Origin of the sequence: Stenotrophomonas sp. LST15-1-1.1, from assembly GCF_040815575.1 — a bacterium.
Lineage (GTDB): Bacteria > Pseudomonadota > Gammaproteobacteria > Xanthomonadales > Xanthomonadaceae > Stenotrophomonas > Stenotrophomonas lactitubi_B.
This window is the reverse complement of the sequence record NZ_JBFPNJ010000001.1, coordinates 1282293-1296252: the sequence shown is the minus strand read 5'-3', so window position 1 is coordinate 1296252 and position 13960 is coordinate 1282293. Positions and strand designations below refer to the sequence as shown.

Below are 13960 nucleotides of genomic sequence, written 5' to 3'. Positions count from 1 at the left end.
CCGTCCGTATCAGCGCAGCTGGCTCTCGGCGAATTCCCAGTTCACCAGTTGCCAGAACGCTTCCAGATAACGCGCGCGATCATTCTGGTAGTCGGTGTAGTACGCGTGTTCCCAGACATCACAGCACAGCAGCGGGGTGCTGTCGCCGGTCAGCGGCGTGCCCGCATTGCGCGTGGCCTGCAGGCCCAGCTGCCCACCCGGGTGCTGTACCAGCCACACCCAGCCGGAACCGAACAAGCCCAACGCGGCGCGGTTGAACTCTTCGCGAAGACGCTGGCCGTCGCCGAACTGGCGCTTGACCAGTTCGCCCAAGCGGCCCTGCGGTTCGCCGCCGCCACGCGGGCGCAGGCATTGCCAGTAGAAGCCATGGTTCCAGGCCTGGGCGGCGGCATCGAACAGTGCGCCCTGGGCGTGGCAGACGATGTCCTCCAGGGTGGCTTCTTCCCATTCGGTGCCGACGATGGCGGCATTGACCGCGTCGACATAGGCGCGATGGTGGCGGCCGTGGTGCAGTTCCACGGTCTGTGCCGAGAGGTGCGGCTGCAGGGACGAGGGCAGATAGGGCAGGGCGGGCAATTCGACGGGCATGGACGGGTTCGTGGCCAGAGGGCGGCGGCAGCCGGTACCATCGGCTTACAATGGCGGCTACCGTGGGCAGTCTAGCCGACCATCGCGGTTGGTTCGTCCGGCGAAGCAAGGAGTGAGGTGTGGCGGTAATGCAGCAAATCCAGGCCGAGGTGGATCGTTACCCGCTCGTGCTGTTCATGAAGGGCACCCCGCAGTACCCCATGTGCGGCTATTCCAGCCGCGCCGTGCAGGCCTTGATGGCCGCAGGCGCGGTGGCGCTGCGCACGGTCAATGTGCTGGAAGAGCCCGAGATCCGCGCCAACCTGCCGCGTTTCTCCAATCTCCCCACCTTCCCGCAGTTGTTCATCAACGGCGAGTTGATCGGCGGCTGCGACATCGTCATGGAACTGTTCGAAGCCGGCGAGCTCAAGCGTATCGTCGAAGAGGCCGCGCAGGGATGAGCGCCTGGCCATCGACGTCACCGGCAGACGGGGCGCTCGATGGCCGTCTGTTGCAGGATCGCGTGGTCCTGGTTGCCGGCGCCGGTGGCGGGCTGGGGAGCGCTGCCGCGGTTGCAGCGGCGGAAGCGGGGGCGACCGTGGTCCTGCTGGGGCGCAAGCCACGCCGGCTGGACCGGGTCTATGCCCAGGTGCAGGCGGTCGGGCCGGAACCCCTGTTGTACCCGTTGGACCTGGAAGGTGCGGGTCCTGACGACTATGCCGAACTGGCCCAGGCCGTGGCGCAGGAGCTGGGACGTCTTGATGGCCTGCTGGTCTGTGCAGCGCACTTTCCCGGCCTGACCCCGTTCGAGCTGGCCGACCCGGCCAGTTTCGCCCGAGCGGTGCACGTCACCCTGACCGCGCCGGCCTGGCTGGCCCAGGCCTGCCTGCCGTTGCTGCGCCAGCGTGAGGACGCGGCGCTGGTATTCACCGTGGATGCTCCTGAGCGGGTCGGGCAGGCGTACTGGGGCGGCTATGGCGCCGCCCAGCATGGCCTGCGCGGGCTGATCGGCAGCCTGCATGACGAGCTGGCCCGCAGCCCGGTGCGGGTAAGTGGTCTTTACCCCGGCCCCTTGCGCACTGCCCTGCGGGCGCGGGCCTATTCGATCGATCAGGACCCGGCCGCACGTGGCCCGGAGGCTGCCGCTGCGGCGGCCGTGACCCTGTTGTCCGCCGCTGGACAGGCGTGGCGGGGGCAGGTGCTCGATGCGGGCAATCCGCCATCGACGGGTGAAGACGTACGTAAAGCGGAATGAAGATTCCGTCACGATAGCGTTGCGATCCGGTGCCGTTTGTCGCACAACCGTCACATTGAAAGCGTAGCGTGTTAATCTAGTGTTAACCGTAGCGGCAGCTGCTGTTCACGGTAGGGAACCCCAGATAAATGTCCGAACAGCCGCCCGCAAGGCTGCTTGGATGCGCTTTTTTCCGCCATCGCCAACTCGCATCGAGGCTACCGAACAATGACTCACCCATTCCGGATGTCCAAGCTCACCCTTGGTCTCGTGGCTGCGCTCGCCGCCGCTCCCGCCTTCGCCCAGAGCACCTCTGCCGGTGTCGGTGGCCAGGTCGTGTCCCGCGCCGGCCAGCCCGTCGCCGGTGCTGAAGTCACCATCACCCACACCGAGTCGGGCACCGTTTCGCGTGCGACCACCGATGCGGCGGGTCGCTACAACGCGCGCGGCCTGCGCGTGGGTGGTCCGTACTCGATCACCATCACCAAGCCGGGTGAAGGCACCAAGACCGAAGATGGCGTCTACCTGGGCGTGAACCAGACCGGCACCATCAACGCCACCCTGGCCGGCGACCTCGCCGCGACCAACCTGGACACCGTGCAGGTCACCGCTGTCGGCGGCGGCTCGGAAGTGTTCAGCGCCACCAAGATGGGTTCGGGCACCAACATCAGCCAGCAGCAGATCGAAGTTGCGCCGTCCATCGGCGGCAACATCCAGGATCTGATGCGTCTGGATCCGCGCGTGACCTTCATTGATCGCGCCTCGGGCTCGATCTCGGCCGGCGGCCAGAACCCGCGCTTCAACTCGATCAGCATCGACGGCGTTTCGGCCAGCGATACCTTCGGCCTGGAAGGCAACAACATGCCGACCCGCCGCCAGCCGGTCGCGATGGAAGCCATCGAAGCGCTGGACATCAACCTGTCCAACTACGACGTCAGCATCGCTGCCGCTGCCGGCGCTACCGTCAACGCGGTGACCAAGTCGGGTACCAATGAATTCCACGGTTCGGTGTACGGCACCTACCGTGACGGCGACTGGTTCGGTGACAACCCGGAAGGCCAGCCGTTCAATGGCTTCACCAAGGAAAAGACCTACGGCATGACCGTCGGTGGTCCGATCGTCAAGGACAAGCTGTTCTTCTTCGCCAACTACGAGAAGTTCGAGCAGTCCGCTCCGGGTGCCGACCTGTCGACCACCCCGCTGGGCAAGGCCAATGGCCAGTTCAACCTGGCTGACGTGACCCGTGCGCAGCAGATCGCGCAGGGCTACGGCATCGACGCCGGTGGCATCGAAAGCAACGGCGACACCAGCATGGAAGAGTACGCGCTGAAGCTGGACTGGAACATCAGCGACAACCACCGTGCCAACATCCGCTACAGCAAGATCGACCAGAGCAAGCTGCGCATCAACGGCATGACCACGAGCTCGGCGTCGCTGAACTCGTACTGGTACCAGCACAACAAGACCAACGAGAGCTACGTCGCCCAGCTGTTCAGCGACTGGACCGACACCTTCTCCACCGAGTTCAAGGCCTCGTACCGCGAGTTCTCGGCGATCCGCGCGGTCAATACCAACGCCCCGAGCGTGCGCATCTATTTCGATGGCACCACGGCTGCACCGTCGGGTGACTCGCTGTACCTCGGTACCGAAGTCAACTCGCAGGACAACATCCTGACCACCAAGGCGTGGAACTACTACGGTGCAGGTACCCTGACCCTGGGTAACCACGACGTGAAGTTCGGTGCCTCGTACGACACCAACGACATCTACAACTACTACGGTGCCAACTCGTGGGGTGCCTACACCTTCTACGGTCTGGACAATTTCGCTGCCGGCCGCTGGAGCACCTACGATTACGCCCCGGAGCGCACCCCGGGTTCGATCGCCGCTGATTACAAGTACAGCAACCTGGCCCTGTTCGTGCAGGACACCTGGTACGTCAACAGCAACCTGACCCTGACCCTGGGTCTGCGCGCCGACCGTCCGGACACCAGCCCGAACCCGACCTACAACGCTGCTGCGTCGAACTTCTTCGGCTACAACAACAGCAAGGTCTTCGAGAGCAAGTTCCTGGTGCAGCCGCGCTTCGGCTTCAACTACACCTTCGACACCGAGCGTCCGACCCAGCTGCGCGGTGGCGTGGGCCTGTTCCAGGGTGATTCCCCGCAGGTGTGGCTGAGCAACAGCTACTCGGCGACCGGCTTCAACACCACCGTCTACAGCCTGCGCTCCGACGCCTACAACGCTGGTCTGAAGTTCAACGGCGACAAGGACAGCCAGCCGGTACCGACCGGCCCGGGCTCGACCCAGCAGAACGTCAACTTCGTCGGCAATGACTTCAAGCTGCCGTCGATCTACAAGGCCAACCTGGCCTTCGACCATGAAACCCCGTGGTACGGTATCGTGGCCTCGGCCGAACTGCTGGTCACCAAGGTCAAGGACGGCCTGTTCTACCAGAACCTGAACCTGGGTCCGGTGCAGTACCAGGGTCCGGACGGCCGTGACATGTACTACGCGCAGAACAAGGTCGGCGCGTGGGCCAACGGCGACGCGCGCGTGCAGCGCAACAAGAACTACAACAACGTCTACCTGATCAACAACACCGACAAGGGCCGCACTTCGCAGTTCACCGCGTCGCTGTCCAAGCCGTGGAGCGACACCAGTGACTGGTCCTGGAACATCGGCTACACCTACACCGATGCCACCGAAGTCGGCTCGCTGACCAGCTCCACCGCCAGCTCGGGCTGGAACTACCAGTACGCCTTCGACGCCAACAGCCCGGTCGAGAACACCTCGCGCTACCAGATCCGCGATCGCCTGTCGGGCTCGCTGAACTGGAAGCACAAGTTCTTCGGTGACTACGAGACCAAGATCGGCCTGGTGTACGAAGGCCGCAGCGGCCGTCCGTACAGCTACGTGTACGCCAACGACGCCAATGGCGATGGCCGTTCGGCCAACGACCTGTTCTACGTGCCGAAGGGCCCGGGCGACGTGCTGTTCGGTAACCTGGCTGCCAATGGCCAGTTCACCGCCAACGCGCAGATGGAGAAGGACTTCTTCACCTGGCTGGCCGCCAATCCGGACCTGGCCAAGTACGCCGGCAGTGCAGCCCCGGCCAACGGCTTCCGTAGTGGCTGGATCAATACCTTCGATATCCGTATCAGCCAGCAGCTGCCGGGCTTCATGAAGGGGCACAAGTCGGAGATCTGGCTGGATATCCAGAACGTCGGCAACATGATCAACAAGGACTGGGGCAACATCTACGACTACGGCTTCTTCGCCGACAGCCGCGTTGCCACCCTGCAGGGCATGTACCAGGGCAAGTACGTATACAACTACCGCGGTGCGGATACCCCGACCGTCGCCAACGCCGACGCCGATGGCTTCGACGTGGGTGTGTCGCAGTGGTCGCTGCAGCTGGGCTTCCGCTACCAGTTCTGATGAACTGACGTAGCAACAGCTGTGCACGGAAACGGCCGGGGAAACCCGGCCGTTTTCCGTTCAGGCGAAAGTCCTTGCGGGGGTGCCTGCATCGGCGTAGCATCCGGACACGTGCGCGGCGCAGATGCCGCCGAAGCGGTCCCGGAGCGGCGAACGCGGGACGCACCTATCCAACGGTCGGGCTTCCCGGCCGTTTTGCTTTTTAAGGGGGCGGCAGTACAGTCGGACACCTTAAAGGAAGCAGAAAAAGTGGATATGACAACGAATGAAAAGGCAGCGCGGACGCTGCCGGTGCAGGACGCGCGGATCTATCCGCGTGGTGGCCTGGATGTGCTGTCGCGGGCCGAGGTTGCGCGCCTGCGCGACGCCTCCAGTGGTGGCATGCACGAGCTGCTGCGCCGCTGCGCGCTGGCCGTACTGACCAGTGGCAGCGCTTCCGATGATCCGCGCGCGGCGCGCGATCTGTATCCCGACTTCGACATCCAGGTGGCGCAGCAGGATCGCGGCGTACGCATCGACCTGGCCAATGCGCCGGCGATGGCGTTCGTCGACGGCGAAATCATCCGCGGTGTCGCCGAACTGCTGTTTGCGGTAGTTCGCGACCTGGCCTACATGGCCATCGAGATGGGTCCGGCCTACGCGGCCGAGCTGGAGTCATCCGAAGGCATCACCAACGCGGTGTTCGGGCTGCTGCGCAACGCGCGCATCCTCAACCCGGGTGACCCGAACCTGGTGGTGTGCTGGGGCGGCCACTCGATCTCGCGCGACGAGTACCTGTATACCAAGCAGGTCGGTTACGAGCTGGGCCTGCGCGGCCTGGACATCTGCACCGGCTGCGGCCCGGGCGCCATGAAGGGTCCGATGAAGGGCGCCACCATCGCCCACGCCAAACAGCGCCGGACGCTGACGCGCTACATCGGCCTGACCGAGCCGGGCATCATCGCCGCCGAGTCGCCGAACCCGATCGTCAACCACCTGGTGATCATGCCGGACATCGAGAAGCGCCTTGAGGCCTTCGTCCGCATCGGCCACGGCATCATCGTGTTCGCCGGTGGCGTGGGTACTGCCGAGGAGATCCTGTACCTGCTCGGCATCCTGCTGCGCGAGGAGAACAAGGATCTGCCGTTCCCGCTGATCCTGACCGGCCCGACCGTGGCTGCGCCGTACTTCGAGCAGATCGACCGCTTCATCCGCCTGACCCTGGGCGACGCTGCGGCAGAGCGCTACGAAATCGTCATCGGCGATCCGGTGGCGGTGGCCAAGAAGATGTCGGCCGGCATCAAGCGCGTGCGCGAGCATCGCCTGGCGCAGAAGGATTCGTTCTTCTTCAACTGGTCCATCGAGATTCCGTGGGAGTACCAGCAGCCGTTCGTACCGACCCACGAAGCGATGGCGGCGCTGGACCTGCACCACGGCCGTGCACCGCACGCGCTGGCAGCCGACCTGCGCCGGGCCTTCTCGGGCATCGTCGCCGGCAACGTGAAGGAAGACGGCATGCGCCGCATCGAGGAGTTCGGGCCGTTCCAGATCCATGGCGACCCCGACATGATGCAGGCCCTGGACGCGCTGCTGCGTGCCTTCGTCGAGCAGCGCCGGATGAAGATCTCCGGCGAGTACCAGCCCTGCTACCAGGTGCTGGCGTAAGCGAGGCGAGGGCAGCTGGACGGCGCGGCGGGGACCGTGCCGGACCGGCTGGGGCAGGGCGGGTCGTCAAGCCTTTGACGCCCGTCGCCCGGATCTGACCGTTCATCCTGCCGCCGCTTGCCGGCGGCAGGCCGGTGCGCCATCGTGGCCACCAACACGCTGGGGAGCGTCCAATGTTCTTTCGCCGGTCCAACGGCTTCACGCTGGTCGAGTTGGTGGTCACCATTGCCGTGCTGGCAATTCTGGTGACCACGGCATTTCCTGCCTTCCAGGGCCTGATCCGTTCCAACCGGGTCGCCGCTGGTCACAACGAAGTGATCGGACTGATAAACCTGGCGCGAAGCGACGCGGTGCGCAACAACCAGGGCGGTGGGGTCTGTGGCAGCAGCAACGGAACCAGCTGCGATGGCAACTGGTCGGCTGGCATGCTGGCTTTCAGTGACGCCTCCAGCAACAGTGCGACCTCGGGTAACGGCCAGTTCGACACGGGTGAGACCGTCCTGCGCTTCACCCAGGTCAGCCCCGGCATGGTCGCGACCGGCCCACTGGCATTGATCGCCTTCGACGCCCGTGGCCGCCGCCGCGCCGCCGGCGACCAGGCCATCACTCTGCGGCCGGAGAAATGCGGCAAGGACCCATTGATGAGCACGGTCACCATCAACGCCTCCGGCCAGGCAAGCAGCAGCAAGGGACCCTGCCCATGAACAACCGCTCCCCGTTCAATGCCCGGCGCCACCAGGGTGGCTTCAGCCTGCTGGAAGTGCTGATCGCGATGGTCGTGCTGGCCTTCGGCCTGCTGGGCTTCGCCCTGCTGCAGACCATGAATGTGCGCTACGTGCAGAGCTCCAACTACCGCACCCAGGCGACCAACCTGGCGTACGACCTGACCGAGCAGATGCGCAGCAACCGCTACCAGGCCGCGTGGTACTCCACCGCAACCTTCTCCGCCGGCAGCAAGAGTGCCACCGGCGTCTGCGCCCGGCCGGTCGCTGCGGTCACCATCGCGCAGAACGTGGCCGCCTGGCAGTGCAAGGTGGTCAAGGCGCTGGGCGACAATGCCGCCGCGACGGTCACCGTCAACAATGGTGTGGCCACCGTGGCGATCACCTGGGCCGATGAGCGCTGGAATGCCAAGAGCCCGGATACGCCGACCACCTTCGCCCTGGAGACCCAGCTATGAGTCTCCCGTACTCCTCCCGGTTCCGGCAGGCAGGGCTGTCGCTGATCGAGTTGATGGTGTCCATGGTCATCGGCCTGTTGCTGATGCTGGGCGTCATCCAGATATTCATTGCCTCGCAGGCGGCGTCACGGCTGTCGGAGGGCGTGGCGCGCGCGCAGGAGAATGGTCGCTTCGCACTCGACTTCCTCGAGCGCGACATCCGCATGGCGGGCCACACCGGTTGCGTCAACGACCAGGCCCACCTGACGCTGGGGCTGGGTGAGCCGCACTACAACCTCGGCGCCGCCACCGGCAGCGGCAGCCCGTTGGACTTCAGCGTGGCGGTGCAGGGGTACGAAGCACCCAATACCGGGCCGACGGCGACGCTGGCGGTGGGCAAGGGCAGCGTGCCCACTGGTCTGCCAGCAGCGATTGCCGGCCTCAATCCGGCACCGATGCCAGGCAGTGACATCCTGGTGCTGCGTTTTCTCGCCCCGGAAGGGGTGCCGGTACTCGGCGTGGCCGGCTCGAAACTGACTGTGGACGCGACCCGCTGGCAGCGCCTTACCGGTGGCGGCGTGGCGTCACCGACGCTGTTCGGCGTGGCCAACTGCGAGTCGGTGGACTTCTTCGGCGGCACCACCAGCGCCGGCACCATCACCGCGTCCGGCGTGGACCTGTCGCGCTATGCGCCGCAGCCCGAGCCTACGGTGGTCTATCGCGCTGAATCGCTGGTCTACTACATCGGCAATGGCGCCAGCGGTCCCGGTCTGCGCCGTGCACGGGCCAATTCGGCCGGCGCCTACGCCATCAACGAAGAGCTGGTGGAAGGCATCGAGAACATGCAGGTACTGTTCGGCCTGGATACCACCACCAACATCTCCACCTCGACGCCGCCGGTGGGCAACATCACCACCCTCAATACGGCCTCGGCGGTTACCACCCAGGCCAACGCGACCGGTGCCAATCAATGGCGACGGGTTGGCCAGGTACAGGTAGGGCTGATCGCCCGAAGCCCGTCTTCGGCATCGGCGTCCAAGCCGAAGGACGCCGCCGCCAGGCTGGGCGTGTTGGGGATGACCTACGACCAGGACGGTGTCACCGATGGGCGCTACCGCACTTCCTATGAAGTGAGCATCGCCTTGCGCAATCGACTGTTCGGAAACTGACCATGCGCCCTATCCCGACCGTGCGCCGCCCAGGCCGCCGCCCGCCACAGTTGCCGCAGCAGCAGCGTGGCGTGGTGCTGTACGTGGCCCTGATCATGCTCCTGCTGCTTGCCCTGATCGGCATCGCCGGCATGCAGGTGGCGGGGATGCAGGAAAAGATGGCCTCCAACTATCGCGCCGCCAATCGATCCTTCCAGAACTCCGAGGCGGTGGTGCGCAACGCCGAACGCGCAGCCGAGGCGATCCTCGACCGCAAGGACCTGCCCTCGGGAAGCCTCATCAGCTCGAGTTCGATCAGCTACGACTGCGAAGATCAGTTCGACGCGATTGCCTGGGCGCAGAAGCAGACGGTGACCTCGGTGCCCAGCGTCAACGTGCGTCGCATCGACAAGTGTGGTGGTCCCGGTGGCAATTCCATCGATGAAGGGCTGCCGGACGACCAGGCGACCGGTACCTACCAGATCACGGCATTCGCCGCCGACGACCCGGCCAATCCGACGTCGTCGTCGGTGGTCGATACCATTTTCAAGCTCTGAGGACGCGGCGATGGCTACGCGTAGAACGCAATGGATGGCTGCCGGTTCGGCGGTCGTGGTCGCCGGTCTGGCGGTGGTTGCCTACAACCTGACGGCCGCACAGGCGCAGGGCGTGCTGGCACAGGCGCCGCTCAACAACCAGGTGCAGACGCCGCCGGCCTTCATCATGGCGGTGGACGATTCCGGTTCGATGACCTTCCAGACCCAGTTCCCGGGCCAGGATGGCGAAGGCTGCTGGGATACCAGCCGGCAGAGCTTCTTCGACCGCAACGGCAACATCAATACGTCGGGCAGCTGTGACTATTTCTACGTCCTGCCGGGCCCCCGGATCAACAACTACTACGGGATCCCGCCGCTCGATTCGCTCGGATTCGCGCGATCTTCCGCGTACAACCCGACCTACTTCAACCCGGCGGTGAACTACGGCCCGTGGGTCGACGGTACCGGTGCGCCGTATCCGAACGCAGCGCTGGGTGCGACGAAGATCGATCCACGCAACGCCGATACCGTGGCGCTGGCGGGGAACTACTACACCACGGTTGCCAGCAACAGCTTCCGCATGCAGAACGGCATGGTGATTCCCGCCAATACCCCGTTCCGCTATGGCAACAGCAACTACAACCTCAACTACGACTACATCTGGAACAACGGTGCGGCGACGGTCTACATGCAGTACTGGCCGGCAACGTTCTTCACCCCCTGGTCCTCCAATAGTGACCCCTACCCGCAACTGGACGGCACGACGAATGCCTATTCCGGGGTCGACCGCACAAAGGTGAACGACGCCTGCGGCAGTGGCTGTGCGCTGTGGAAGTACACGATCAAGCCGGGCAACACCGCGGCACTGCAGAATTTCGCGAACTGGTATTCCTACTACGGAAACCGCAATCGGGCGATGATCGCTGGCATGACGCGCTCCCTGGCCGACGTCAACAATCTCCGCGTGGGTTATTTCCGTATCAATCAGTACAGCAGTTACAACAGTGGCACCGACAACAACAAGCGCCTGGCGATGCGTGACATGGCGGTGCCCAACGACAAGGCCGCGCTGTATACGGACATGATCGCGCTTACCGCCAGTGGTGGTACGCCCAACCGTTTCGCCGTCGATGCCGCTGCCCTGCAGTTCACCCGGACCGATTCGACCGCGCCGGTGCAACTGGCGTGCCAGAAGAACGCCGTGATGCTGTTCACCGACGGCTTCAGCAACCAGGGCGGACCGAATACCGCCGGCAACGCCGATGGCACCATGGGTGTTCCGTTCAGCGACAGCAACTTCAACACCATGGCCGATATCGTCAGCCAGTACTACAACAACCAATCTGGGCAGCCGCCGCTGCGCGCGGACCTCCTGGCCGGCCAAGTGCCGGTGGTAAACGCGTGCAAGGCCGGAAATCCGGACAAGCGCCTGGACTGCCAGACCAATCTGCACCTGAATTTCTACGGCGTTACCCTGGGCGCACGCGGCAACCTGTTCAATCCTGACCTGAAACAGGATGCCTACACAGACGCCTCGATCTACAACAACTGGCCGGCTCGCCAGGACGATAACCGCAGCACCGTCGACGATATCTGGCATGCAGCGGTCAATACCCGTGGTGAGTACATCAACGCGCGCACGCCGGAGGAAATCACAACGGCGATGCGTCGTGTTCTGTCGGCGGTGACCAGCGGTGCCTCGCCGTCCGGCGGCGTTGGTTCCAGTGGTGCGCGCATCGGTGCCGGCTCGATCTCGGTGGCACCCAGCTATGAGATCGCCAATGAAGGTACCGACTGGTTCAGCCGGCTGACTGCCAGCACGTTGTCGGTGGATCAGAAGACGCGCGCGGTGATCGCCACCCCCATATGGGAAGCCAGCGCGCAGCTGCCGGCAGCGACGTCACGTTCGGTGTATTTCACCAGGAACGGCGCCACCAACAAGTTCAGCGGTGAGAACGTCACCTTGGACGACCTCTGCACCAAGCCCGCCACGCTGTATGCGGGCATGTCCCGCTGCAACAAGGCCGAACTGGAGAAGCTTGGCGCAGATGCCGCGTCGGCAGTGAACTACCTGCTGGGCGACACCGCCGGCGAAAAGCGCAGTGGCGGCAAGCTGCGCGACCGCACCACACGACTGGGTGACATCGTGACCTCCAGCCCAGTGGTCAGCGCGCCGATCGACGATTACGGCTACCGGCGCTTCAGCGGCAGCCTGGGCACCAGTTACGGCCTGTATCTGGATGGCAAAGCCAAGTCAGCCAAGTACATGGTCTACGTGGGTGCCAACGATGGCATGCTGCATGCCTTCAATGGTGGCATCAACGCCAAGGGCGAGGTTCTTGGTGGTGGTGGCAGTGAAGAATTCGCCTACATCCCGGCCACCGCGCTGGGGCACATGGGCAACCTGCTGTTCCCGTACAACGCAACTGATCTCAACGACCAGAAGTTCGATCATCGCTACTACGTCGATGGCCAGATTGCGGTGGGTGACAGCTACTACGCCCGCGATTGGCATACCACCCTGGTCGGCGCAGCGGGCGCCGGCGGACGCAGTGTGTTCGCGCTTGATGTGACGGCGGGAACCACTTTCGGGGCCGGCAACAAGCTGTGGGAAATCAGTGATCTGGACAACAGCCTGCCGGAGGCCGTGCGCAAGAACATCGGCCACGTGCTCGGCAAGCCGGTGATCGTGCCGGTGCTGGAGAATGGCGCGCCGGTGTGGAAGGCGATCTTCGGCAATGGTTTCAACAGTGCCAACCAGAAGGCAGTGCTGTTCATGGTGGACATCGGCACGGGTACGCCGCGGGTGACCATGATCGAAGCGGTGGAGGCGGCGGCACCGGCTGGCAACAATGGCCTGGGCAGCATCGTGGTGGTTGACCGCTGGGGCGGCAGCAAGCAGAACGAACGGCGTCGTGATGGCTATTCCGATACCGTCTACGGCACCGACCAGAAGGGCGCCGTGTGGAAGTTCGACTTGCGCGATACCTCCACCAGCCTGACCACGCCGCTGTTCACCACGCGCTCCTATACCGAAGGTGGTCGTACCCTGCGGCAGCCGATCACCGGCGGCATCACCGCAGGCAATGGCCCCACCGGCGGTGTGATGCTGTACTTTGGCAGTGGCAGCTTCTCCTTCGTTGGTGATCCGACCGATACCTCGCTGCAGAGCCTGTATGCCGTCAATGACACGGTGAACGGCCCTGTCACCGGTACCTTGAGCCGCGCCAGCCTGACCTCTGGTGCAGTGACTACCACCGGTGATCAGCGCATGTTGTCGCAGGGCACTCCGCCGGGCAATGCTCGCGGTTGGTACATCGATCTACCGACTGGCGAGCGCTTCGTCGGCAATCCGACGCTTTCCAATGGCATTGTCTACATGCCGACCTACGTGCCGATGGTGGGCAGCACAGGCTGTGCTTCGTCGGGTAACAATTGGTTGTTCGGCCTGCAGGCGTTGACCGGCAGCGGTGCGCTGGGCCGTGCGACGATCAATTCACCCGACGGTGCGCAGGTGACATCCGGTACGGCCGCGCTGAAGATCAACTCGACCGGCGCCAGTGGCGGTGTCGTGCGCGACATCAAGGCCGGCGCGTTGTCACGTGACACGCCGCCGAACATGGTGCCGGGCGCACCGGGAGGAGAGAATCCGCCCGCGCCGCCGACTCCGGCCTGCGTACAGCCCATCAACAAGGGCGATGAAACGCTCTACGTTCCCTATCCGTGCGGCCGCCAATCGTGGAGACAGATCCAGTGAGCAAGCCTTCTTTTTCCCCTAGCTCGCTGCGGTCGGCTGCCCAGGGCTTCACCCTGATCGAACTGATGATCGTGGTCATCGTCGTCGGTATCCTGGCCGCCGTCGCCTACCCAAACTACTCCGAGCACGTGCGCAAGTCGCGCCGTGCAGCAGCGAAGGCGGAGATGGTGGAGTACGCGCAGCGCGCCGAGCGTCATCACACGCTGAACAACAGCTACGCTTCGTTCACTTTTGGCGAGACCAACAGCACCAAGATCAATTCACCCCGGGAGGGCGGGACCACGATGTATGCGGTAACCATCGTGCCGACCGCCACTGCCTATACCATCACGGCGGTGCCGCAGGGCAATCAGGCCAAGGACAAGTGTGGCACGCTCACCCTCAACCAGGCGGGCGTGAAGACCCCGGCCAACTCCGGCAGCCTGACCTGCTGGTGAGCAGTTTCAACGGAGGCTTGCATCGTCGCTGGTGAGC

General features: G+C 64.4%; 11 protein-coding genes. 10 read left to right on the top strand and 1 reads right to left on the bottom strand.

The window, feature by feature from the left end; all coding sequences use genetic code 11:
- Positions 1–9: 9 nt before the first annotated feature.
- Positions 10–588, bottom strand: a complete 579-nt coding sequence (locus MRBLST15_RS06030) for a superoxide dismutase (RefSeq protein ID WP_312705713.1) — start codon at positions 586–588, stop codon at positions 10–12.
- A gap of 119 nt (positions 589–707) precedes the next feature.
- Between MRBLST15_RS06030 and grxD the strand changes: the two genes are divergently transcribed.
- The 10 genes from grxD to MRBLST15_RS05980 all read left to right on the top strand — a co-directional run bounded on the left by grxD (position 708) and on the right by MRBLST15_RS05980 (position 13923).
- A complete protein-coding gene (gene grxD / locus MRBLST15_RS06025) occupies positions 708–1028 on the top strand; it encodes a Grx4 family monothiol glutaredoxin (protein ID WP_025875264.1) in 321 nt (106 codons plus the stop codon).
- Entirely contained in the window at positions 1025–1822 is a 798-nt protein-coding gene (locus MRBLST15_RS06020; protein WP_265954329.1) for an SDR family NAD(P)-dependent oxidoreductase, read from the top strand. The genes grxD and MRBLST15_RS06020 overlap by 4 nt, the downstream gene beginning before the upstream one ends.
- Before the next feature lie 225 nt (positions 1823–2047).
- Complete coding sequence (locus tag MRBLST15_RS06015; protein WP_265954327.1) at positions 2048–5242, top strand: TonB-dependent receptor; 3195 nt, start codon at positions 2048–2050, stop codon at positions 5240–5242.
- A gap of 255 nt (positions 5243–5497) precedes the next feature.
- The gene (gene ppnN / locus MRBLST15_RS06010; RefSeq protein ID WP_367785465.1) at positions 5498–6886 is read left to right on the top strand and encodes a nucleotide 5'-monophosphate nucleosidase PpnN; all 1389 of its coding nucleotides are present in this window, start codon (positions 5498–5500) and stop codon (positions 6884–6886) included.
- Between the two features lie 173 nt (positions 6887–7059).
- Positions 7060–7590, top strand: a complete 531-nt coding sequence (locus tag MRBLST15_RS06005; protein ID WP_265954334.1) for a GspH/FimT family pseudopilin — start codon at positions 7060–7062, stop codon at positions 7588–7590.
- Positions 7587–8066 carry a type IV pilus modification protein PilV gene (gene pilV, locus MRBLST15_RS06000; protein ID WP_265954324.1) on the top strand — a complete coding sequence of 160 codons (480 nt, stop codon included), beginning with the start codon at positions 7587–7589 and terminating at the stop codon, positions 8064–8066. Before MRBLST15_RS06005 ends, pilV begins: the two co-directional genes overlap by 4 nt.
- Entirely contained in the window at positions 8063–9214 is a 1152-nt protein-coding gene (locus tag MRBLST15_RS05995; protein ID WP_367785464.1) for a PilW family protein, read from the top strand. The genes pilV and MRBLST15_RS05995 overlap by 4 nt, the downstream gene beginning before the upstream one ends.
- 2 nt (positions 9215–9216) lie before the next feature.
- Positions 9217–9750, top strand: a complete 534-nt coding sequence (locus MRBLST15_RS05990) for a pilus assembly PilX family protein (protein ID WP_367785463.1) — start codon at positions 9217–9219, stop codon at positions 9748–9750.
- Between the two features lie 10 nt (positions 9751–9760).
- On the top strand, positions 9761–13486 hold the full coding sequence (locus MRBLST15_RS05985) for a pilus assembly protein (RefSeq protein ID WP_367785462.1): 3726 nt from the start codon (positions 9761–9763) through the stop codon (positions 13484–13486).
- A complete protein-coding gene (locus tag MRBLST15_RS05980; protein WP_367785461.1) occupies positions 13483–13923 on the top strand; it encodes a type IV pilin protein in 441 nt (146 codons plus the stop codon). The genes MRBLST15_RS05985 and MRBLST15_RS05980 overlap by 4 nt, the downstream gene beginning before the upstream one ends.
- Positions 13924–13960: the final 37 nt, after the last annotated feature.

What these genes read in the sequence shown, in the direction of transcription:
- MRBLST15_RS05990 (WP_367785463.1), top strand. Translation starts at nt 9,217, where the DNA reads ATGCGCCCTATCCCGACCGTGCGCCGCCCAGGCCGCCGCCCGCCACAG.
- ppnN (WP_367785465.1), top strand. Translation starts at nt 5,498, where the DNA reads ATGACAACGAATGAAAAGGCAGCGCGGACGCTGCCGGTGCAGGACGCG.
- MRBLST15_RS05995 (WP_367785464.1), top strand. Translation starts at nt 8,063, where the DNA reads ATGAGTCTCCCGTACTCCTCCCGGTTCCGGCAGGCAGGGCTGTCGCTG.
- MRBLST15_RS06020 (WP_265954329.1), top strand. Translation starts at nt 1,025, where the DNA reads ATGAGCGCCTGGCCATCGACGTCACCGGCAGACGGGGCGCTCGATGGC.
- MRBLST15_RS06005 (WP_265954334.1), top strand. Translation starts at nt 7,060, where the DNA reads ATGTTCTTTCGCCGGTCCAACGGCTTCACGCTGGTCGAGTTGGTGGTC.
- MRBLST15_RS06015 (WP_265954327.1), top strand. Translation starts at nt 2,048, where the DNA reads ATGTCCAAGCTCACCCTTGGTCTCGTGGCTGCGCTCGCCGCCGCTCCC.
- MRBLST15_RS06030 (WP_312705713.1), bottom strand. Translation starts at nt 588, where the DNA reads ATGCCCGTCGAATTGCCCGCCCTGCCCTATCTGCCCTCGTCCCTGCAG.
- pilV (WP_265954324.1), top strand. Translation starts at nt 7,587, where the DNA reads ATGAACAACCGCTCCCCGTTCAATGCCCGGCGCCACCAGGGTGGCTTC.
- MRBLST15_RS05985 (WP_367785462.1), top strand. Translation starts at nt 9,761, where the DNA reads ATGGCTACGCGTAGAACGCAATGGATGGCTGCCGGTTCGGCGGTCGTG.